A 19,837-nucleotide genomic window follows, 5' to 3' on the forward strand; every position below is an offset into this window, starting at 1 on the left:
CAAAACCGCAGGTTAGCCGAGCCTTTCCTTGCTGGCGGAGGGGAATGTCGGGGCGTAACGTCAGCGTTGTCGAAAGATAGAACTTGTCCAAACTTAGCTTTGCCTCAGCTTATTCGAGGCGTACGCGAGACCTTTTGGGGGACCCTTCATGGCCGTCATCGAGACCCAGGCGACACTGCACGAAGCCCACCGCGACAACCACACCCACCGGGATGTGAACGGGGGCTGGCTGCGGCCCGCCGTCTTCGGCGCCATGGACGGACTGGTCTCCAACCTCGCCCTGATGACCGGTGTGGCCGGCGGGGCCGTCGGTCATCAGACCGTCGTGATCACCGGGCTCGCGGGTCTTGCCGCCGGCGCCTTCTCGATGGCCGCCGGCGAGTACACCTCCGTCGCCTCGCAGCGCGAGCTGGTCGAGGCCGAGCTGGACGTCGAGCGGCGGGAGCTGCGCAAGCACCCGCAGGACGAGGAGGCCGAGCTGGCCGCGCTGTACGAGGCGAGGGGCGTCGAGCCGGCGCTGGCCCGGGAGGTCGCCCGGCAGCTGTCCGCCGACCCCGAGCAGGCGCTGGAGATACATGCCAGGGAAGAGCTGGGCATCGATCCCGGCGACCTGCCCTCGCCGCTGGTCGCCGCCGTCTCGTCCTTCGGGTCGTTCGCGCTGGGCGCGCTGCTGCCCGTGCTGCCGTTCCTGCTCGGCGCGACCGCGCTCTGGCCCGCCCTGCTGCTGGCGCTCGCCGGGCTGTTCGGCTGTGGTGCCGTGGTGGCCAAGGTGACCGCGCGGAGCTGGTGGTTCAGCGGTCTGCGACAGCTCGCGCTGGGCGGTGCGGCGGCCGGTGTGACGTACGCCCTGGGCACCCTGTTCGGGACGGCCGTAGGATAGGGCGACTGGTAGCTATGCGTTGGGCCGCATAAGTACCCGTTACTCGCTGGTTTCGAATGCTTAACCACTGGGCATGAGCCGTAAGCGCCGCAGGCAATGAAGCCTGCCTTGCACCTGTGGGGTGGCGCGACGCTCACCCCCGCCCCTGCGGACCGATGGACACGGATCTGTCCGGATCGGTCCCCCACCACCTTCACCGCTTTGCGCGGTACCCCGCCGTAAACCCCTACGGCGTCCGCATGTTGGAACGGTGTATCCAGTTCCCGAGAACCGCTTCATCATGTAACCTGCGTGAAATTTCGCAACAAAAAACGCAGAGGGCCAGCGTCGTCCCTCGGCACCCGCTATACGCCACTGACGACGACGGGAGAGCCGATGCGTACGCCGCGCCAGCCGTCCCAGCACTCCACGAACGGCCGAAACTGGTCCTTCATGGATGCTCGCCCTGCTGCGCAGGGTATGTACGACCCCCGCAACGAGCGCGACGCCTGTGGCGTCGGCTTCGTGGCCACCCTCACCGGCGAGGCGAGCCATGCGCTGGTCGAGCAGGCGCTCACGGTTCTGCGCAACCTGGAGCACCGCGGCGCGACCGGCTCCGAGCCCGACTCCGGCGACGGTGCGGGCCTGCTCTCCCAGGTGCCCGACGCCTTCTTCCGCGAGGTGGCCGGATTCGAGCTGCCGGCGGCCGGTTCGTACGCCGTGGGCATCGCCTTCCTGCCCGAGGACGGCACGCAGGACGCCGTCTCGCGGATCGAGACGATCGCGGCGGAGGAGGGCCTCACCGTCCTCGGCTGGCGCGAGGTCCCGGTCGCCCCGCAGCTGCTCGGCGCCACCGCCCGCTCCACCATGCCGGTCTTCCGGCAGGTCTTCGTCACCGACCACGCCAGCGAGGGCATCGCGCTGGACCGCAAGGCGTTCGTGCTGCGCAAGCGCGCCGAGCGCGAGGTGGGCGTCTACTTCCCGTCGCTGTCCGCGCGGACCATCGTCTACAAGGGCATGCTGACCACCGGCCAGCTGGAGCCCTTCTTCCCGGACCTGTCCGACCGCCGCTTCGCGTCCGCGATCGCGCTCGTGCACTCCCGGTTCTCCACGAACACCTTCCCGTCGTGGCCGCTCGCCCACCCCTACCGGTTCGTCGCCCACAACGGTGAGATCAACACCGTCAAGGGCAACCGCAACTGGATGCGGGCCCGCGAGTCGCAGCTGGTCTCCGACCTGTTCGGCCCGCAGGAGAAGCTGGACCGGGTCTTCCCGATCTGTACGCCCGACGCCTCGGACTCGGCCTCCTTCGACGAGGTGCTGGAGCTCCTGCACCTGGGCGGGCGTTCGCTGCCGCACTCCGTGCTGATGATGATCCCGGAGGCGTGGGAGAACCACGACTCCATGGACGCGGCCCGCCGCGCCTTCTACGGCTACCACTCCACGATGATGGAGCCCTGGGACGGCCCCGCCTGCGTCACCTTCACCGACGGCTCCCAGGTCGGCGCCGTTCTCGACCGCAACGGTCTGCGCCCCGGCCGCTACTGGGTCACCGACGAGGGCCTGGTCGTCCTCGGCTCCGAGGTCGGAGTCCTCGACATCGACCCCGCCAAGGTCGTCCGCAAGGGCCGGCTGCAGCCCGGCAGGATGTTCCTCGTCGACACCGTCGAGCACCGCATCATCGAGGACGACGAGATCAAGGCAGGCCTCGCCGCCGCGCAGCCGTACGCGGAGTGGCTGGAGGCCGGCGAGATCGAGCTGGGCGACCTGCCCGAGCGCGAGCACATCGTGCACACCCACGCCTCGGTCACCCGTCGCCAGCAGACCTTCGGCTACACCGAGGAAGAGCTGCGCGTCATCCTCGCGCCGATGGCCAAGGCCGGCGCCGAGCCGATCGGCTCCATGGGCACCGACTCGCCGATCGCCGCGCTGAGCGAGCGCCCGCGCCTGCTCTTCGACTACTTCACCCAGCTGTTCGCGCAGGTCACCAACCCGCCGCTGGACGCGATCCGCGAAGAGCTCGTCACCTCGCTGCGCTCGTCCCTCGGCCCCGCGGGCAACCTGCTCGACCCGACCGCCGCGTCCTGCCGGTCCGTCGTGCTGCCCTTCCCGGTGATCGACAACGACGAGCTGGCGAAGCTCATCCACATCAACGCCGACGGCGACATGCCCGGCTTCAAGGCCGCGACCCTGTCCGGCCTGTACCGGGTCTCCGGCGGCGGCGACTCGCTCGCCGCGCGGATCGACGAGATCTGCGCCGAGGCCGACGCGGCCATCGAGAACGGCGCCCGGCTGATCGTCCTGTCGGACCGGCACTCGGACGCCGAGCACGCGCCGATCCCGTCGCTGCTGCTCACCGCGGCCGTCCACCACCACCTCATCCGCACCAAGCAGCGCACCCACGTGGGCCTGCTGGTCGAGGCCGGTGACGTCCGCGAGGTCCACCACGTGGCCCTGCTGATCGGGTTCGGCGCCGCCGCCGTCAACCCGTACCTGGCCATGGAGTCCGTCGAGGACCTGACCCGCGCGGGCACCTTCCTGCCGGGCATGGAGGCCGAGCAGGCCATCCGCAACCTGATCTACGCCCTCGGCAAGGGCGTCCTGAAGGTCATGTCCAAGATGGGCATCTCCACGGTCGCCTCGTACCGCGGCGCCCAGGTCTTCGAGGCCGTCGGTCTCGAAGCGGGCTTCGTCGACAAGTACTTCAACGGCACCGCCTCCAAGATCGGCGGCGTCGGCCTCGACGTCGTCGCCCAGGAGGTCGCCGCCCGGCACGCCAAGGCCTACCCGGCCTCCGGCATCGCGCCGGCCCACCGCGCCCTGGAGATAGGGGGCGAGTACCAGTGGCGCCGCGAGGGCGAGCCGCACCTGTTCGACCCCGAGACGGTCTTCCGCCTCCAGCACTCCACGCGCGCTAACCGCTACGACATCTTCAAGAAGTACACGGACCGCGTGAACGAGCAGTCCGAGCGGCTCATGACGCTCCGCGGCCTGTTCGGCTTCACGTCGGACCGTCCGTCGATCTCCATCGACGAGGTCGAGCCGGTCTCCGAGATCGTCAAGCGGTTCTCGACCGGCGCCATGTCGTACGGCTCCATCTCGCGCGAGGCCCACGAGACCCTCGCCATCGCCATGAACCAGCTGGGCGGCAAGTCCAACACCGGTGAGGGCGGCGAGGACCCGGACCGTCTCTACGACCCGGCCCGCCGGTCCGCCATCAAGCAGGTCGCCTCCGGCCGCTTCGGTGTGACGAGCGAGTACCTGGTCAACGCGGACGACATCCAGATCAAGATGGCCCAGGGCGCCAAGCCCGGCGAGGGCGGCCAGCTGCCCGGCCACAAGGTCTACCCGTGGGTCGCCAAGACCCGGCACTCCACCCCGGGTGTCGGTCTGATCTCCCCGCCGCCGCACCACGACATCTACTCCATCGAGGACCTGGCCCAGCTGATCCACGACCTGAAGAACGCGAACCCGCAGGCGCGGATTCACGTCAAGCTGGTCTCGGAGGTCGGCGTCGGCACGGTCGCGGCCGGTGTGTCCAAGGCGCACGCGGACGTCGTGCTCATCTCGGGCCACGACGGCGGTACGGGTGCCTCCCCGCTGACCTCGCTGAAGCACGCGGGCGGTCCCTGGGAGCTCGGCCTCGCCGAGACCCAGCAGACGCTGCTGCTCAACGGCCTGCGCGACCGCATCGTCGTGCAGACCGACGGCCAGCTGAAGACCGGCCGTGACGTGGTCATCGCCGCGCTGCTCGGCGCCGAGGAGTTCGGTTTCGCGACCGCGCCGCTCGTCGTCTCCGGCTGCATCATGATGCGCGTCTGCCACCTGGACACCTGCCCGGTCGGCGTCGCCACCCAGAACCCGGTGCTGCGCGACCGCTTCTCCGGCAAGGCCGAGTACGTGGTGAACTTCTTCCAGTTCATCGCGCAGGAGGTCCGCGAGATCCTCGCCGAGCTGGGCTTCCGCACCATCGAGGAGGCCGTCGGCCACGCGGAGGCGCTCGACGTCACCCGTGCCGTGAACCACTGGAAGGCGCAGGGCCTCGACCTGGCCCCGCTCTTCTACGTGCCCGAGCTCCCCGAGGGCGCCTCCCTGCACCAGACCGTCGCGCAGGACCACGGCCTGGAGAAGGCCCTGGACAACGAGCTGATCAAGCTCGCCTCCGACGCCCTGGCCGCCTCCAGCGCCACCGACGCCCAGCCGGTGCGCGCCCAGATCAAGGTGCGCAACATCAACCGCACGGTCGGCACCATGCTCGGCCACGAGGTGACGAAGAAGTTCGGCGGCGCGGGCCTGCCCGACGACACCATCGACATCACCTTCACCGGCTCGGCCGGCCAGTCCTTCGGCGCCTTCCTGCCGCGCGGTGTCACGCTCCGCCTGGAGGGCGACGCCAACGACTACGTCGGCAAGGGCCTCTCCGGCGGCCGGGTCATCGTCCGCCCGGACCGGGCGGCCGACCACCTCGCCGAGTACTCCACCATCGCGGGCAACACCATCGCGTACGGCGCGACCGGCGGCGAGCTGTTCCTGCGCGGTCGTACCGGCGAGCGGTTCTGCGTCCGCAACTCCGGTGCGCTGGTGGTCTCGGAGGGCGTGGGCGACCACGGCTGCGAGTACATGACCGGCGGCCACGCGGTCGTCCTCGGCGAGACGGGCCGCAACTTCGCGGCCGGTATGTCCGGTGGCGTCGCGTACGTGATCGACCTGAACATCGACCACGTCAACGTGGGCAACGTCGACGCCGTAGAGGCCCTCGACGACGCCGACAGGCAGTGGCTGCACGACGTGGTGCGCCGGCACGCCGAGGAGACCGGCTCCACGGTCGCCGAGAAGCTGCTCGCCGACTGGGACGCGGCCGTGCAGCGGTTCAGCAAGATCATTCCTGGCACTTACAAGGCAGTGCTCGCCGCCAAGGACGCCGCCGAGCGAGCGGGTCTCTCCGAGACCGAGACCCACGAGAAGATGATGGAGGCGGCGATCAATGGCTGACCCGAAGGGCTTCCTGAACCACGGCCGTGAGGTCGCCAAGACCCGCCCCGTCACCGACCGCGTCCGGGACTGGAACGAGGTCTACGTCCCCGGCTCCCTGCTGCCGATCATCAGCAAGCAGGCCAGCCGCTGCATGGACTGCGGCATCCCGTTCTGCCACAACGGCTGTCCGCTCGGGAACCTGATCCCCGAGTGGAACGACTTCGCCTACCGCGAGGACTGGACGGCGGCTTCCGAGCGCCTGCACGCGACCAACAACTTCCCGGAGTTCACCGGTCGCCTCTGCCCGGCCCCCTGCGAGTCGGCCTGCGTGCTCGGCATCAACCAGCCGGCCGTGACCATCAAGAACGTCGAGGTCTCGATCATCGACAAGGCGTGGGACGCGGGCACCGTCGCCCCGCAGGCCCCCGAGCGCCTGTCCGGCAAGACCGTCGCCGTCATCGGCTCGGGCCCGGCGGGCCTCGCCGCCGCCCAGCAGCTGACCCGGGCCGGCCACACGGTCGCCGTCTACGAGCGCGCCGACCGCATCGGCGGCCTGCTCCGCTACGGCATCCCCGAGTTCAAGATGGAGAAGCGGCACATCAACCGCCGTATCGAGCAGATGCGCGCGGAGGGCACCCGCTTCCGTACCGGTATAGAGATCGGCGTCGACCTCAAGGCGACCGACCTGAAGAAGCGGTACGACGCGGTCGTCATCGCCGCCGGCGCCACCACCGCCCGTGATCTCCCCGTCCCCGGGCGGGAGTTGAAGGGCGTGTACCAGGCGATGGAGTACCTGCCGCTCGCCAACAAGGTCCAGGAGGGCGACTACGTGGTGTCGCCCATCTCGGCCGAGGGCAAGCACGTGGTCGTGATCGGCGGCGGCGACACCGGCGCGGACTGCGTGGGCACCGCCCACCGCCAGGGCGCGGCCTCCGTCACCCAGCTGGAGATCATGCCCCGCCCGGGCGAGGACCGCGCGCCGAACCAGCCGTGGCCGACCTTCCCGATGCTCTACAAGGTCACCAGCGCGCACGAGGAGGGCGGCGAGCGGGTCTACTCCGTCTCCACCACCCACTTCGAGGGCGACGAGGACGGCAACGTCCAGTGGCTGCACCTCACCGAGGTGGAGTTCATCGAGGGCAGGCTGACCCCGAAGCCGGGCACCGAGCGCAAGATCCCGGCCCAGCTGGTCACCCTGGCCATGGGCTTCACCGGCACCGACCGGGTGAACGGTGTCGTCGACCAGTTCGGCCTCGAACTCGACGAGCGCGGCAACGTCGCCCGCGACGCCGACTTCCAGACCAACGTCCCCGGTGTCTTCGTCGCCGGTGACGCGGGCCGCGGCCAGTCCCTGATCGTCTGGGCGATCGCCGAGGGCCGCTCGGCCGCCAAGGGCGTCGACCGCTTCCTCACCGGCGTGAGCGACCTCCCGGCCCCGATCCGCCCGACGGACCGCTCACTGATGGTCTGACCCGCCCCCCAAAGACGTCCCGTACAAAGGCGTACGGAACACTGACGGCGCCTGCCCCACAGTCCCCGACCGGACGACCGGGCAGGCGCCGCCGCATGTCCGCCGATCAAGTAACCTCTGCCTCCTGACCAGCAGTTGAAGGGGGAGCAGGATGGCCGCGATCAGTCTCAGCAAGGTGGAGCGGACCGCGCCCGCGCTGGTCGGCCCGTACCGGTCGGCCGGGATCTCCCTCACCAAGCACGGACTCGACGGCCTGCGCGCCGCCGTCTACCTGGTCGTCGACTACTCCGGCTCGATGAAGCCGTACTACGCGGACGGCAGTGTGCAGGCGCTCGCCGACCGGGTCCTCGGTCTCTCCGCGCACCTGGACGACGACGGCCGGGTGCCCGTCGTCTTCTTCTCCACGGACATCGACGCGGTCACCGACATCGAACTCGCCGAGCACGAGGGCCGGATCGAGAAGATCGCGGCCGGGCTCGGGCACATGGGCAAGACCAGCTACCACCTGGCGATGGATGCGGTCATCGACCACTACCTCGACAGCGGCTCCACCGTGCCCGCCCTGGTCGTCTTCCAGACCGACGGCGGCCCCATCAACAAACTCGCCGCCGAACGCTATCTGTGCAAGGCGGCCAAGCTGCCGCTGTTCTGGCAGTTCGTCGGCTTCGGCGACCCGGACAGCAAGCAGTTCGACTTCCTGCGCAAGCTCGACGAGCTGGCGGTGCCGGGGAAGCGGGCGGTGGACAACGCGGGCTTCTTCCACGCCGGTTCGGCCCCGGGGCAGGTGCCGGACGGCGAGCTGTACGACCGTATCGTCGGCGAGTTCCCGCAGTGGCTGGCGGCGGCGCGGGCGGCGGGCATCGTACGGGCCGGCTGACCCGGCGGACTCCGCCGACTTTACGCGGCACCGTTGGCTGTAGCGCTCCGGCGTGCCACCCTGAGGGGTGATCCGGCGGGGAGGCGACGCGACGTATGGACGACGCGGCACGAACGGTGAACGGCCAGGCACGGGTGGGGAGTTCCGCGAATCGAGCGGAGCCGCCAGGCAAGGGTGAGAAGGTCGCGGACTGGGCGGACAGCCGACTGGGGCTGTACTCCCTGGCCAAGGCCAACATGCGCAAGGTGTTCCCGGACCACTGGTCCTTCATGCTGGGGGAGATCTGCCTCTACAGCTTCCTCATCCTGATCCTCACGGGCATCTACCTGACCCTGTTCTTCGAGCCCAGCGGCGCCGAGGTCGTGTACCACGGCACCTATGAACCGCTGAACGGCATCGTCATGACCAAGGCGTACGAGTCGACGCTGCACATCAGCTTCGACGTACGCGGCGGACTGCTGATCCGGCAGATCCACCACTGGGCGGCGCTGATCTTCGTGGCCGGCATGTTCGTGCACATGATGCGGGTGTTCTTCACCGGCGCCTTCCGCAAGCCGCGCGAGGTCAACTGGCTGTTCGGCTGGACCCTGCTGTTCCTGGCCATCCTCACCGGTCTCACCGGCTACTCGCTCCCCGACGACCTGCTCTCCGGCACCGGCGTCCGGTTCGCCGACGGCGCGATCCTGTCGATCCCGATCGTCGGGTCGTACATCTCGATGTTCCTGTTCGGCGGGGAGTTCCCGGGGCACGACATCATCTCCCGGTTCTTCCCGATCCACGTCCTGCTGCTGCCCGGGATCATGCTGGGCCTGGTCGTCGCCCATCTGATCCTGGTCTTCTACCACAAGCACACCCAGTACCCGGGGCCCGGACGCGACCAGAAGAGCGTGGTCGGGATGCCCTTCCTGCCGGTCTACATGGCCAAGGCCGGCGGCTTCTTCTTCCTCGTCTTCGGCGTCCTCGCGATCATCGGCGGCATCGCCACCATCAACCCGGTGTGGGCCTTCGGCCCCTACCGGCCGGACCTGGTGACCACCGGCGCCCAGCCCGACTGGTACCTGGGCTTCTCCGAAGGCCTGATCCGGGTCATGCCCGGCTGGGAGATCAACGCCTGGGGCCACACCCTGGAACTCGGCGTCTTCATCCCCTTCTCGCTGTTCCCGCTCTTCCTGCTGGCCATCGGCGTCTACCCGTTCATCGAGGCGTGGATCACCGGCGACAAGCGCGAGCACCACATCCTCGACCGGCCGCGCAACACCCCCGTGCGCACCGCCCTCGGCGTGGCCTGGCTGAGCATCTACGCCGTCCTGCTGATCGGCGGCGGCAACGACGTGGTCGCCACCCATCTCCATCTCTCCATCAACTCGATCACCTGGTTCGTACGGATCTCCGTCTTCGTCGTCCCGGTCCTCGCCTTCGTCATCACCAAACGGATCTGCCTCGGACTGCAGCGCCGGGACCGCGACAAGGTCCTGCACGGCCGGGAGACCGGCCTCATCAAGATGCTTCCGCACGGCGAGTACGTCGAGGTCCACGAACCGCTCAACCAGGAGAGCCTGTTCGTCCTGACCCAGCACGAGCAGCGGCCGCCGTACGAGATCGGCCCGCTGGAGGACGCGAACGGGGTGCGGCGCAAGGTCACCGTCACCCAGCGGGTGCGGGCGAGCCTGGCCAAGGGCATGTTCGGCCCGGACACCCACATCCCGAAGCCGACGGAGCAGGAGTACCGGGAGATCACGAGCGGGGATCACCACCACTGAGGACCTCGGCGCGGCATTCCTCCGGTGTTCCCCAGGCTCCCCGCAGCGCCCGCGCCTTGGTCAGCCAGAGCGACAAGTCGTACTCCGCCGTGTAGCCGATCGCCCCGTGCAGTTGCAGTGCGGCCCGTGCCCCGGCGCAGGCCGCCTCGCACGCACTGAGCTTCGCCGCGGCCACGTCCGCCGGGGCCGTCGTCACGGCCGCGCCGAAGACCAGTGGGCGCGCGAACTCCAGCGCGATCTTCGCGTCGGCCAGCCGGTGCCCGACCGCCTGGAACGACCCGATCGGCACCCCGAACTGGGTCCGCTGCTTGACATACGCCACCGTTCTGTCGAGCAGGGCCAGCCCCACCCCCAGCGCCTGCGCGGCCGTGGCCAGCCGGGCCCAGGTCAGCGCCCGCGCCCACGGCGGCTCCGGGCGGAGCAGTTCGCCGACCGGAACCAGCGGGGTGAGCCGGCGGGCGGGGTCCAGGGACCGGTGCACGGCCCCGGCACCGGAGGACAGCAGCAAGCCCTCCGGGGCGGCCGCAAGCCGTACATCGGCGGCGTCCCCGTCCAGCGCGAACCCGTAACCGTGCTTCTCGAACGCCACCGTCGCCACCGACTCGCCCGACGCGATCCCCGGCAGGAACCGCTTGGCGAGGCCCTCGCCGTCATCGAGCAGCACCGCCGCCGCCACCGTCTCCGCCAACGGCCCCGGTACCGCGTACCGCCCCAACTCGACGAACGCGACGGCGAGTTCGACAGGGCGGCGGCCCGCCCCGCCGTACTCCTCCGGCACGGCGAGCCCGAACACCCCCGCCGCGCCGATACGGCCCCACAAGGCCCGTCCGCTCGCCTGCTCGCCGCGGCTCCAGTCCCGTACCACCGCCGGTGTGTCCGCGGCCGTCAGCAGCCCCCGCAGGGCGGCCGCGAAGTCGCGCTGCTCGGGGTCGAGGAGGAAACGCATGTCAGCGGCGCCCCTTCGGCAGGCCGAGCAGGCGCTCGGCGATGATGTCGCGCTGGATCTCGTTGGTGCCCGCGTAGATCGGGCCGGCGAGCGAGAAGACGTACCCCTCGGACCAGGGCGAGTCGGCCGACTCGCCCTCCGCGCCCAGCAGGTCGAGCGCCGTCTCGTGCAGCGCGAGGTCCAGCTCGGACCAGAACACCTTGTTGAGGCTGGACTCCGGGCCCAGCGACTCGCCGTCCAGGACCCGGGCGGCCGCCGCATAGGTGAACAGCTGGTACGCGCGGGCGCCGACGACGGCGTCGGCCACCCGGGCCGCGGCGGACTCCGGGGCGCCCCGCGCCCGCCAGAGGCGCAGCAGCCGGTCGGCGGCGGCCAGGAAGCGGCCCGGCGAGCGCAGCGTCAGCCCCCGCTCGTTGCCCGCCGTCGACATCGCGATCCGCCAGCCCCGGCCCGGCTCCCCGATCACGTCCTCGTCGGGCACGAACACCTCGTCCAGGAACAGCTCCGCGAACGCCGGTTTCCCGTCGAGCCGGCCGATCGGGCGGACGGTCACGCCCGGTGCGCGCAGGTCGAACATCAGGTAGGTGAGCCCCTGATGCGGTTTCGGGGCGTCCGGATCGCTGCGGAACAGGCCGAACGCGCGGTCGGCGAAGGCCGCCCGTGACGACCAGGTCTTCTGTCCGGTGAGCAGCCAGCCGCCGGTGGTCCGCACGGCCCGGGAGGTCAGGGAGGCCAGGTCCGAGCCGGCCTCGGGCTCCGACCAGGCCTGCGCCCAGACCACCTCCCCGGTGGCCATCGGCGGCAGCACCCGCGCCCGCTGTTCCTCCGTGCCGTGCTCGAAGAGGGTGGGCGCGAGCAGGCTGACGCCGTTCTGGCCGACCCGGCCCGGCGCGCCCGCCGCGTGGTACTCCTCCTCGAAGACCAGCCAGCGGATCAGCCCCGCGTCCCGGCCGCCGTACCGCTGTGGCCAGGACACCACCGACCAGCGGTCCGCGGCCAGTTCGGCCTCCCAGGCGCGGTGTGCCGCGAAGCCCTCGGCGGTCTCCAGGGAGGGCAGCGGGGGGGCGGGCACGTGGTCCGCCAGCCAGGCGCGGGCCTCGGCGCGGAACTCCTCGTCGGCCGGGGTGTGGGTCAGGTCCACGGTCGCCGTCACCGTCCTTCCCTAACAAGTGTTTGGTAGGTTAGCGTGGGTCCATGACAGGCGTCGAGAGTCCGGAGTACGTGCCCGGGCACGGGCTGCTCGAAGGGCGTACCGCCGTCGTCACGGCCGCGGCCGGGGCGGGCATCGGCGGCGCCACCGCGCGCCGCTTCCTGGAGGAGGGCGCGCGCGTACTGATCAGCGACGCGCACGCGCGGCGGCTGAAGGAGTACGAGGCCGAGCTGGCCGGCCGCCACCCGGGCGCCGTGACCGCCCTGCCCTGTGACGTGACCGACGAGGCCCAGGTGCGGGAGCTTTTCGACACCGCCGTGCGGACGCACGGCCGGCTGGACATCGTCGTCAACAACGCCGGACTGGGCGGCACTTCGACCCTGGTCGAGATGGGCGACGAGCAGTGGGCCCGGGTGCTCGACGTCACCCTCAACGGCACCTTCCGCTGCGTCCGCGCCGCCCTGCGGCACTTCCGCGACAGCGCGGACGGCGGGGTGATCGTCAACAACTCCTCCGTCGTCGGCTGGCGGGCCCAGGCCGGACAGGCGCACTACGCCGCCGCCAAGGCCGGGGTGATGGCCCTGACCCGGTGCGCGGCGATCGAGGCCGCCGCGTACGGCGTGCGGGTCAACGCCGTGGCGCCGAGCCTCGCCATGCATCCGCACCTGGTGAAGGTGACCTCGGCCGAACTGCTGGCGGAACTCACCGCCCGCGAGGCCTTCGGGCGGTACGCCGAGCCCTGGGAGGTGGCCAACGCGATCGTCTTCCTCGCGTCCGGCTACTCCTCGTACCTCACGGGGGAGGTCGTCTCCGTCAGCAGCCAGCATCCCTAGGACCACAATGGACCCGTGCCGACCAAGAAGAAGCCCCAGGTGACCGCCGCCCCCGCCCGGCGCCGCGAACTCCTCGAGACCGCCGCCGAGGTCTTCGCCGAACAGGGCTACAACGCCACCACCGTACGCAAGATCGCGGACCACGCGGGCATGCTCGCGGGCAGCCTCTACTACCACTTCGACTCCAAGGAATCGATGCTGGAGGAGATCCTGCGGACCTTCCTCGACGAGCTCTGGGGCGGCTACGACACCGTCCTGGACGCCGAACTCGGGCCCCGCGAGACCCTCGAAGCCCTGGTCACCGAGTCCTTCCGGGAGATCGACCGGCACCGCGCCGCCGTCGCGATCTACCAGAAGGAGAGCAAGCAGCTGGTCGCGCAGGAGAGGTTCGGCTTTCTCGCCGAGTCGCAGCGCAGATTCGAGAAGGCGTGGCTGTCCACGCTGGAACGCGGCGTCGCCGCGCGTGTCTTCCGCGCCGACCTCGACGTCCGCCTCACCTACCGGTTCGTCCGCGACACCGTGTGGGTCGCCGCCTCCTGGTACCGGCCTGGCGGACAGCACAGCCCGGAGGAGATCGCCCGGCAGTACCTGTCGATGGTGCTGGACGGGATCGCCGTACGCACGTGACCACTGGGGAGTTGACATGGCCGAGGCCTACATAGTCGAAGCGGTGCGTACGCCCGTCGGGCGGCGCGGGGGAGGGCTCAGCGCGGTCCACCCGGCCGACCTGGGCGCGCATGTGCTGAAGGAACTGGTCGCCCGGGCCGGTGTGGACCCGGCCGCCGTCGAGGACGTCGTCTTCGGCTGCCTCGACGCGGTGGGACCGCAGGCCGGTGACATCGCCCGGACCAGCTGGCTGGCGGCCGGACTGCCCGAGGAGGTGCCGGGCGTGACCGTCGACCGGCAGTGCGGCTCCTCGCAGCAGGCCGTGCACTTCGCCGCGCAGGCGGTGCTCTCCGGCACCCAGGACCTGGTGGTCGCCGGCGGTGTCCAGAACATGTCCCAGATCCCCATCGCCTTCGCCTCCCGCCAGGCCGCCGAGCCCCTCGGGCTGACCGAGGGCCCCTTCCTCGGCAGCGAGGGCTGGCGGGCCCGGTACGGCCGGCAGCCCGTCAACCAGTTCGCCGGCGCCGAGATGATCGCCGCCAAGTGGGGCATCAGCCGCCAGGACCAGGAGGAGTTCGCCCTGCGCTCCCACCGGCGGGCGCTGAGCGCCATCGACGAGGGCCGCTTCGAGCGCGAGACGGTCCCCTACGGCCCGGTCGCCGTGGACGAGGGGCCGCGCCGGGAGACCTCCCTGGAGAAGATGGCTGCCCTCAAGCCGGTCGTCGACGGCGGCACCATCACCGCCGCCTGCTCCTCCCAGGTCTCCGACGGCGCCGCCGCGCTGCTCCTCGCCTCCGAACGCGCCGTCCGCGAACACGGACTGCGCCCCCGCGCCCGCGTCCACCATCTCTCCGTCCGCGGCGAGGACCCCATCCGGATGCTCTCCGCCCCGATCCCGGCCACCGCGCACGCCCTGAAGAAGACCGGCCTCACCATCGACGCCATCGACCTCGTCGAGATCAACGAGGCCTTCGCCCCCGTCGTCCTCGCCTGGCTCAAGGAGACCGGCGCCGACCCCGCCCGGGTCAACGTCAACGGCGGCGCCATCGCCCTCGGCCACCCCCTCGGCGCCACCGGCGTCAAACTCATGACCACCCTCCTCCACGAACTGGAACGCACCGACGGCCGCTTCGGCCTCCAGACGATGTGCGAGGGCGGGGGACAGGCGAACGTGACGGTCATCGAGCGGTTGTGAAGGTGACGGTCAGCGTGCGGTTGTGAGTCGTGCTGTGGTCTCCTCTGCCTCCTTCATGATCCGTTCCAGTAGCTCGGCGCACGACGGCAGGTCGTCGATCACTCCGGCGACCTGCCCGGACGCCATCACGCCCAGATCCGTACGGCCGTCCACCATCGCCGATCTGAGCAGCATCGGGGTGTTGGCGGCCAGCAGGACCTGACTCCAGGACAGTTCCTTCCCGTGCCGCAGGGCCAGCCCGTCCTGGACCATCTGCCGCCAGGTGAGCCCGGACAGCTTCCGGAACCCCGCCGCCCGCCGTATCGCGTGCAGCAGACTCCGGGCCCGGCCCGAACGCTCCAGCGCGGCCACCAGATCGGTCCGCAGCATCCGGTGCGGCAGCCCGTCGACCGCCCTGGTGACGGTGACGTCCTTGACCGTGGCCGCCAGGTATCTCGCCTTCACCGCGTCCGGCACCGTCGAGTCCGAGGTGAGCAGGAACCGGGTGCCCATCGCGACCCCCGCCGCGCCGTACGCCAGCGCCGCCACCAGTCCCCGGCCGTCGAAGAACCCCCCGGCGGCCACCACCGGTATCCGCACCGCGTCCACCACCTGCGGCAGCAGCACGCTCGTGGCCACCTCGCCGGTGTGCCCGCCGCCCTCACCGCCCTGCACGATCACCGCGTCCGCGCCCCAGGCCGCCACCTTCTCGGCGTGCCGTCGCGCCCCGACGGACGGGATCACCACCACCCCCGCCTCCTTCAGCTCGGCGATCAGCTCGGCGGAGGGGGCGAGGGCGAAGGACGCCACCCGCACACCGCCGTCGATGATCAGCCGGACCCGGTCGCCGGCGTCGGCCGCGTCCGCCCGCAGGTTCACCCCGAACGGGGCGTCCGTACGGCACCGAACCTCGGCTATCGCGGTCCGCAACTGGTCCAGGGTCATCGTGGCGGAGGCCAGGATGCCGAGGGCTCCCGCGTTGGCCGTGGCCGAGACCAGCCGGGGTCCCGCCACCCAGCCCATGCCGGTCTGCACGATCGGATGCCGGACCCCGGCCAGCCGGGTGAGCGCGGTCTCCATCAGCCCGCGACCTCCTTCGTCCGCGCCCCGGCCGGATCCAGCACCTCGCGGATCAGCCGCAGCTCCTCCTCGCCCGGTTCGCGGGTGTACGGCACCTCGTCCGGGACGGCCAGTTCGAACTCCGTGGCCTCCCGCACCTGCTCGACGCTCACCCCGGGATGCAGCGCGGCCAGCCGCATCGATCGGTCGGGGGTCTCGAAGTCGAGGACGCCCAGGTCGGTGACGACCCTCGGGATACGGTGGAAGCGTTCCGTGCCCGGGTGCGCCGCGACCCGGTCGTACCCCACCCCGCACACCATGTCGACCTTCGTCACGAACACCCGCCGGGAGTGCTTCGGGACCCAGTAACTCGTGGGGTTGTTGAGGGTGTTGAGCGGGGCTCCGCGCACCCCCAGCAGCTGGCGGCGGGGCCGCGCCCAGTCGCCGATGCAGGAGATGTTCTGGTTGCCGTACCGGTCGAGCTGGCTCGCGCCCATCATCACGTGCCGGCGCCCGCCGGACACCAGGGCGAGGTGCTGCCGGTAGGGGAGCCAGCCCTCCGGGGTGCCGTCCGGGCGGACCAGCATCGCCTCGCCGTCGGTCAGCAGCAGGTCCGGCGCGAAGGTGAGCCGGGCCAGCCGGGCGCCCAGGGAGGGGATCAGGCCCATCGGGCTCGCCAGGATCTCACCGGAGCCGCGCCAGGCCTCGGCGCAGGCGATCACGCAGTACTCGGAGCGCAGTACGTCCATCAGCCCTGCTCCTCCTGCCGGTTGCGCACCGCCGAGCGGTAGGCCTGCTCGTCCCCCGCCAGGAACCGTTCGGCGAACTCCGCCCACGGGGTCGTCGCGTACAGCCGCTGGAACTCCTCGTCACGGCCATAGTCGGGCGCGCAGGAGGTGAAGTGCGCGCCGCCGGGAGCCTCCACGACCCCGGTCACATCGAGCCGCCGGACGAGCAACGACTGCGGCGGGGCCTCCTTCGTCAGCTCGGCGGTGTCCACGATCCGTTCGCAGGAGACGTAGGCCGCGTCGGCCGCCTGGCAGAACAGGTCGTCGAAGTACGGGTCGGGGCCCAGGTACTGCCCGTTGCCCAGCCGGTCGGCGCGGTTGACGTGGACCAGCGCCGCGTCCAGCCGCAGGGCGGGCATCGCCACGAACGTCTCCCCGTCGTCGTACGGCGAAGTGACGGTCCGCAGGCCCGGGTTGACCCGCATCACGTCCGAGCCGATCCCGGCCCGCACCGGCAGGAAGGGCAGCCGGCCCGCGGCCGCGCGCAGGCCCCACATGAACATGCCCTCGTCGACCTCCATCAGCTCGAACGCCCCGCGCTCGCGCCCCGCCCGGTAGTGCGGCTCCAGCGGCACCGAGTCGAGGGTGACGAACGCCGTCACCAGCTTGCGCACCCGGCCGGCCGCGACCAGCATCCCGACGTCGGGGCCGCCGTACGAGACCAGCGTGAGATCGTCGATGTCGCTCCGGAGCAGCGCTCTGACCAGGGACATCGGTTTGCGCCGGGAGCCCCAGCCGCCGATGCCGAGGGTCATGCCGCTGGTCAGCCGGGCGACGACCTCGTCGGCGGTCATCGTCTTGTCAGTCATCTGTCGCGGCCTCCTTCCCGAAGGTGTCGCGGACCCGGTCGGCCACCCCGCTGAGGGCGGCCTCGAAGGTGAAGCCCTGTTCGAAGCGGTAGCTGCGCCGTACGTCGACGGGGTCGATGCCGTTGATCGCGGCCTTGGCCAGCCGCAGCAGCCGGCCGTCCTTCGCGGCGATCTCCCGCGCCAGCTCCAGCGCGGCCGACAGCAGTTCCTCGCCCGGTACGACCCGCCACACCGAGCCGTGCGTGTGCAGCTCGGCCGCGGTCGCCGTGCGCGAGGTGTAGTACAGCGTCCGCATCAGATGCGGCGGGACCAGCCGGGCCAGATGCGTGGCCGCGCCCAGGGCGCCCCGGTCCAGCTCGGGCAGCCCGAAGACGGCGTCCTCGCTCGCCACGATCGCGTCCGCGTTGCCCACCAGGCCTATCCCGCCGCCCAGGCAGAAGCCGTGCACCGCGGCCACCACCGGGGTCTCGCACTCGTACACCGCGGCGAAGGCCGCCGCGCAGCCCCGGTTGGCGCCGAGCAGCGCGTCGTGCCCCTCCGCCTGTATCTCCTTGATGTCCACACCCGCGTTGAAACCGCGGCCCCGCGCGGCCAGCACGACACACCGGTTGCCGGGGTCGCGGCCCGCCGCGCGCACCGCCTCGGCCAGCGCGAACCAGCCGCGCACCGGCAGCGCGTTCACCGGTGGGTGGTCGACGGTGACGAGCGCGATTCCCTTTTCCGGACACGAGGTGGAGACACCCATGGACGCATCAGCTACCTTCGCACTCAGCTGCCTTTCCACCAAACATTTGTTAGGTGTGAGGCTTCGAAGCTAGCAGCCGGTACGGACGAGCGGGAGGCCCTGTGGATAACTCGCTGAGCGGCAGAACGGTCGTCGTCACCGGCGGTACCAGGGGGGTGGGCGCCGGGATCGCCCGGGCCTTCGCCGAGGCCGGGGCCCAGGTCGTGGCCTGTGCCCGCCGGCCGCCCGGACAGCACCTGGACGGCGTCGAGTTCAGCCCCCTCGACCTGCGCGACCCGCCCGCCGTACGTGCCTTCTTCGGCGCCCTGCCCCGGGTCGACGTGCTCGTCAACAACGCGGGCGGCACCCCCTACCGGCCGCTCGCCGACGCGGACGCCGAGCGGCACGCCCGGGTGATCGAGCTGAACCTCCTCACCCCGCTGACCGCCTCCCTCGCCGCGTACGAACACCTGCGGCGGACCCGCGGAGCGGTGCTGATGATCGGCAGCGTCAGCGGCGCCCGCCCCTCGCCGGGCTCCGCCGCCTACGGCGCGGCCAAGGCTGGGCTGGAGAACCTGGCCCGGTCCATGGCGGTGGAATGGGCGCCGGACGTCCGGGTCAACACCCTCGTCGTCGGCATGGTCCGCACCGAACTGGCCGATCTCCACTACGGCGGTCAGGACGGCATCGACGCCGTCTCCCGCACCGTCCCGCTCGGCCGCCTCGCCGCCCCGTCCGACATCGGCGCCGCCGCCGTCTTCCTCGCCTCCGACGCGGCCGCCTACATCAGCGGGGCGAGCCTGCTCGTGCACGGCGGCGGGGAGCGGCCCGCCTTCCTCGACGCCGCAACTGCCAACAAGCCGTCCGACCAGGAGGACTGAGATGAGCGGAATCTGCGCGGGCCGGGTCGTCGTCGTCACCGGCGCCGGGCGCGGGCTCGGCCGGGCCCACGCGCTCGCCTTCGCCGCCGAGGGCGCCCGGGTCGTCGTCAACGACCTCGGTGTCGGCCTCGACGGCGGGCCGGGACCGGACAGCCCGGCCGGGGCCGTCGTCGACGAGATCCGGGCGGCGGGCGGCGAGGCGGTGGCGCACGGCGGCGACATCGCGACGGACGCCGGTGCCGAGTCCCTGGTGGCGGCGGCCCTGGACGCGTACGGCCGCCTCGACACCCTCGTCAACAACGCGGGCTTCCTGCGCGACCGCATGCTCGTCAACCTCGGCGAGGACGACTGGGACGCGGTCATGCGGGTCCACCTCAAGGGCCACTTCCTGCCGCTGCGGCACGCGGCCGCGCACTGGCGGGCCGAGGCCAAGGCGGGCCGCACCCCGGTGGCCCGGATCGTCAACACCAGCAGCGGGGCGGGCCTGCTGGGCTCCGTCGGACAGGGCAACTACAGCGCCGCCAAGGCCGGCATCGTCGGCCTCACCCTGGTCGCGGCGGCCGAACTGGCCCGCTACGGCGTCCAGGTCAACGCGATCGCCCCGGCCGCCCGCACCCGGATGACCGAGCGTGCCTTCGCCGGGACCATGGCCGCTCCCGACACCGGCTTCGACGCCATGGCGCCGGACAACGTCTCCCCGCTCGTGGTCTGGCTGGGCTCCGCCGCGAGCGCCGGGGTCACCGGGCGGGTGTTCGAGACGGAGGGCGGCCGGATCACCGTCATGGAGGGGTGGCGGCCCGGACCGACCGCCGACAAGGGGGCCCGGTGGACCCCGGCGGAGGCCGGGGAGACGGCACTGAAGCTGCTGGCCGAGGCGGAGACGCCGGGGGCGGTGTACGGGGCGTGAGGCCGGGGCGGGGCCTGGG

General features: G+C 71.3%; 16 protein-coding genes. 10 read left to right on the forward strand and 6 right to left on the reverse strand.

All coding sequences use genetic code 11. The annotated features are described in order from the left end of the window. The first annotated feature begins 148 nt into the window (after window positions 1-148). From ACIPSJ_RS07000 to ACIPSJ_RS07020, 5 genes are all read left to right on the forward strand, one after another. Window positions 149-880, forward strand: coding sequence for a VIT1/CCC1 transporter family protein (locus ACIPSJ_RS07000; RefSeq protein WP_401344147.1), 732 nt, complete (start codon window positions 149-151; stop codon window positions 878-880). A 432-nt stretch (window positions 881-1,312) separates the two neighbouring features. Further along, entirely contained in the window at window positions 1,313-5,851 is a 4,539-nt protein-coding gene (gene gltB, locus ACIPSJ_RS07005; RefSeq protein WP_401344149.1) for a glutamate synthase large subunit, read from the forward strand. Next, a complete protein-coding gene (locus tag ACIPSJ_RS07010) occupies window positions 5,844-7,304 on the forward strand; it encodes a glutamate synthase subunit beta (RefSeq protein ID WP_401344151.1) in 1,461 nt (486 codons plus the stop codon). The genes gltB and ACIPSJ_RS07010 overlap by 8 nt, the downstream gene beginning before the upstream one ends. 151 nt (window positions 7,305-7,455) lie before the next feature. Continuing rightward, window positions 7,456-8,181 (forward strand): vWA domain-containing protein, encoded by a 726-nt coding sequence (locus ACIPSJ_RS07015; protein WP_401344152.1) that lies wholly within the window; start codon window positions 7,456-7,458, stop codon window positions 8,179-8,181. 95 nt (window positions 8,182-8,276) lie between these two features. Further along, entirely contained in the window at window positions 8,277-9,941 is a 1,665-nt protein-coding gene (locus ACIPSJ_RS07020) for a cytochrome bc complex cytochrome b subunit (protein WP_401344154.1), read from the forward strand. Here ACIPSJ_RS07020 and ACIPSJ_RS07025 read toward each other — a convergent pair. Both ACIPSJ_RS07025 and ACIPSJ_RS07030 read right to left on the reverse strand, forming a co-directional pair. Beyond that, the gene (locus tag ACIPSJ_RS07025) at window positions 9,916-10,887 is read right to left on the reverse strand and encodes an acyl-CoA dehydrogenase family protein (RefSeq protein WP_401344155.1); all 972 of its coding nucleotides are present in this window, start codon (window positions 10,885-10,887) and stop codon (window positions 9,916-9,918) included. The two genes, ACIPSJ_RS07020 and ACIPSJ_RS07025, sit on opposite strands and share 26 nt — an antisense overlap. Window position 10,888: 1 nt before the next feature. Next, entirely contained in the window at window positions 10,889-12,028 is a 1,140-nt protein-coding gene (locus ACIPSJ_RS07030; protein ID WP_401344599.1) for an acyl-CoA dehydrogenase family protein, read from the reverse strand. Between the two features lie 53 nt (window positions 12,029-12,081). On the opposite strand from ACIPSJ_RS07030, the gene ACIPSJ_RS07035 reads away from it, so the two are divergent. From ACIPSJ_RS07035 to ACIPSJ_RS07045, 3 genes are read left to right on the forward strand one after another with little or no spacing between them, the layout of a single operon-like run. Beyond that, a complete protein-coding gene (locus tag ACIPSJ_RS07035; protein ID WP_359209793.1) occupies window positions 12,082-12,870 on the forward strand; it encodes an SDR family oxidoreductase in 789 nt (262 codons plus the stop codon). Window positions 12,871-12,885: 15 nt separating this feature from the next. Then, complete coding sequence (locus ACIPSJ_RS07040; protein WP_355708027.1) at window positions 12,886-13,497, forward strand: TetR/AcrR family transcriptional regulator; 612 nt, start codon at window positions 12,886-12,888, stop codon at window positions 13,495-13,497. A 16-nt stretch (window positions 13,498-13,513) separates the two neighbouring features. Further along, a complete protein-coding gene (locus ACIPSJ_RS07045; RefSeq protein WP_355708029.1) occupies window positions 13,514-14,671 on the forward strand; it encodes an acetyl-CoA C-acetyltransferase in 1,158 nt (385 codons plus the stop codon). 9 nt (window positions 14,672-14,680) lie between these two features. Here ACIPSJ_RS07045 and ACIPSJ_RS07050 read toward each other — a convergent pair whose 3' ends face one another. The 4 genes from ACIPSJ_RS07050 to ACIPSJ_RS07065 are packed head-to-tail and all read right to left on the reverse strand — an operon-like array spanning window position 14,681 to window position 18,051. Next, complete coding sequence (locus tag ACIPSJ_RS07050) at window positions 14,681-15,730, reverse strand: NAD(P)H-dependent flavin oxidoreductase (protein WP_401344158.1); 1,050 nt, start codon at window positions 15,728-15,730, stop codon at window positions 14,681-14,683. Beyond that, complete coding sequence (locus ACIPSJ_RS07055; RefSeq protein ID WP_401344160.1) at window positions 15,730-16,458, reverse strand: CoA-transferase subunit beta; 729 nt, start codon at window positions 16,456-16,458, stop codon at window positions 15,730-15,732. The genes ACIPSJ_RS07050 and ACIPSJ_RS07055 overlap by 1 nt, the downstream gene beginning before the upstream one ends. Further along, window positions 16,458-17,306, reverse strand: a complete 849-nt coding sequence (locus tag ACIPSJ_RS07060) for a CoA-transferase (protein ID WP_359209803.1) — start codon at window positions 17,304-17,306, stop codon at window positions 16,458-16,460. Before ACIPSJ_RS07060 ends, ACIPSJ_RS07055 begins: the two co-directional genes overlap by 1 nt. Next, a complete protein-coding gene (locus ACIPSJ_RS07065) occupies window positions 17,299-18,051 on the reverse strand; it encodes an enoyl-CoA hydratase family protein (protein WP_365680486.1) in 753 nt (250 codons plus the stop codon). The genes ACIPSJ_RS07060 and ACIPSJ_RS07065 overlap by 8 nt, the downstream gene beginning before the upstream one ends. 101 nt (window positions 18,052-18,152) lie before the next feature. Here ACIPSJ_RS07065 and ACIPSJ_RS07070 point away from each other — a divergent pair, with 101 nt between their 5' ends. After that, window positions 18,153-18,911, forward strand: coding sequence for an SDR family oxidoreductase (locus ACIPSJ_RS07070; protein WP_401344162.1), 759 nt, complete (start codon window positions 18,153-18,155; stop codon window positions 18,909-18,911). Window position 18,912: 1 nt separating this feature from the next. After that, on the forward strand, window positions 18,913-19,818 hold the full coding sequence (locus ACIPSJ_RS07075; protein ID WP_401344164.1) for an SDR family oxidoreductase: 906 nt from the start codon (window positions 18,913-18,915) through the stop codon (window positions 19,816-19,818). Window positions 19,819-19,837: the final 19 nt, after the last annotated feature.

This window comes from Streptomyces sp. NPDC090088 (assembly GCF_044747345.1).
GTDB lineage: Bacteria > Actinomycetota > Actinomycetes > Streptomycetales > Streptomycetaceae > Streptomyces.

Bases quoted from the DNA above. Each gene is read 5' to 3' on its own strand.
- ACIPSJ_RS07000 (WP_401344147.1), top strand. From the start codon at position 149: ATGGCCGTCATCGAGACCCAGGCGACACTGCACGAAGCCCACCGCGAC.
- gltB (WP_401344149.1), top strand. From the start codon at position 1,313: ATGGATGCTCGCCCTGCTGCGCAGGGTATGTACGACCCCCGCAACGAG.
- ACIPSJ_RS07010 (WP_401344151.1), top strand. From the start codon at position 5,844: ATGGCTGACCCGAAGGGCTTCCTGAACCACGGCCGTGAGGTCGCCAAG.
- ACIPSJ_RS07015 (WP_401344152.1), top strand. From the start codon at position 7,456: ATGGCCGCGATCAGTCTCAGCAAGGTGGAGCGGACCGCGCCCGCGCTG.
- ACIPSJ_RS07020 (WP_401344154.1), top strand. From the start codon at position 8,277: ATGGACGACGCGGCACGAACGGTGAACGGCCAGGCACGGGTGGGGAGT.
- ACIPSJ_RS07025 (WP_401344155.1), bottom strand. From the start codon at position 10,887: ATGCGTTTCCTCCTCGACCCCGAGCAGCGCGACTTCGCGGCCGCCCTG.
- ACIPSJ_RS07035 (WP_359209793.1), top strand. From the start codon at position 12,082: ATGACAGGCGTCGAGAGTCCGGAGTACGTGCCCGGGCACGGGCTGCTC.
- ACIPSJ_RS07045 (WP_355708029.1), top strand. From the start codon at position 13,514: ATGGCCGAGGCCTACATAGTCGAAGCGGTGCGTACGCCCGTCGGGCGG.
- ACIPSJ_RS07050 (WP_401344158.1), bottom strand. From the start codon at position 15,730: ATGGAGACCGCGCTCACCCGGCTGGCCGGGGTCCGGCATCCGATCGTG.
- ACIPSJ_RS07055 (WP_401344160.1), bottom strand. From the start codon at position 16,458: ATGGACGTACTGCGCTCCGAGTACTGCGTGATCGCCTGCGCCGAGGCC.
- ACIPSJ_RS07060 (WP_359209803.1), bottom strand. From the start codon at position 17,306: ATGACTGACAAGACGATGACCGCCGACGAGGTCGTCGCCCGGCTGACC.
- ACIPSJ_RS07065 (WP_365680486.1), bottom strand. From the start codon at position 18,051: ATGGGTGTCTCCACCTCGTGTCCGGAAAAGGGAATCGCGCTCGTCACC.
- ACIPSJ_RS07075 (WP_401344164.1), top strand. From the start codon at position 18,913: ATGAGCGGAATCTGCGCGGGCCGGGTCGTCGTCGTCACCGGCGCCGGG.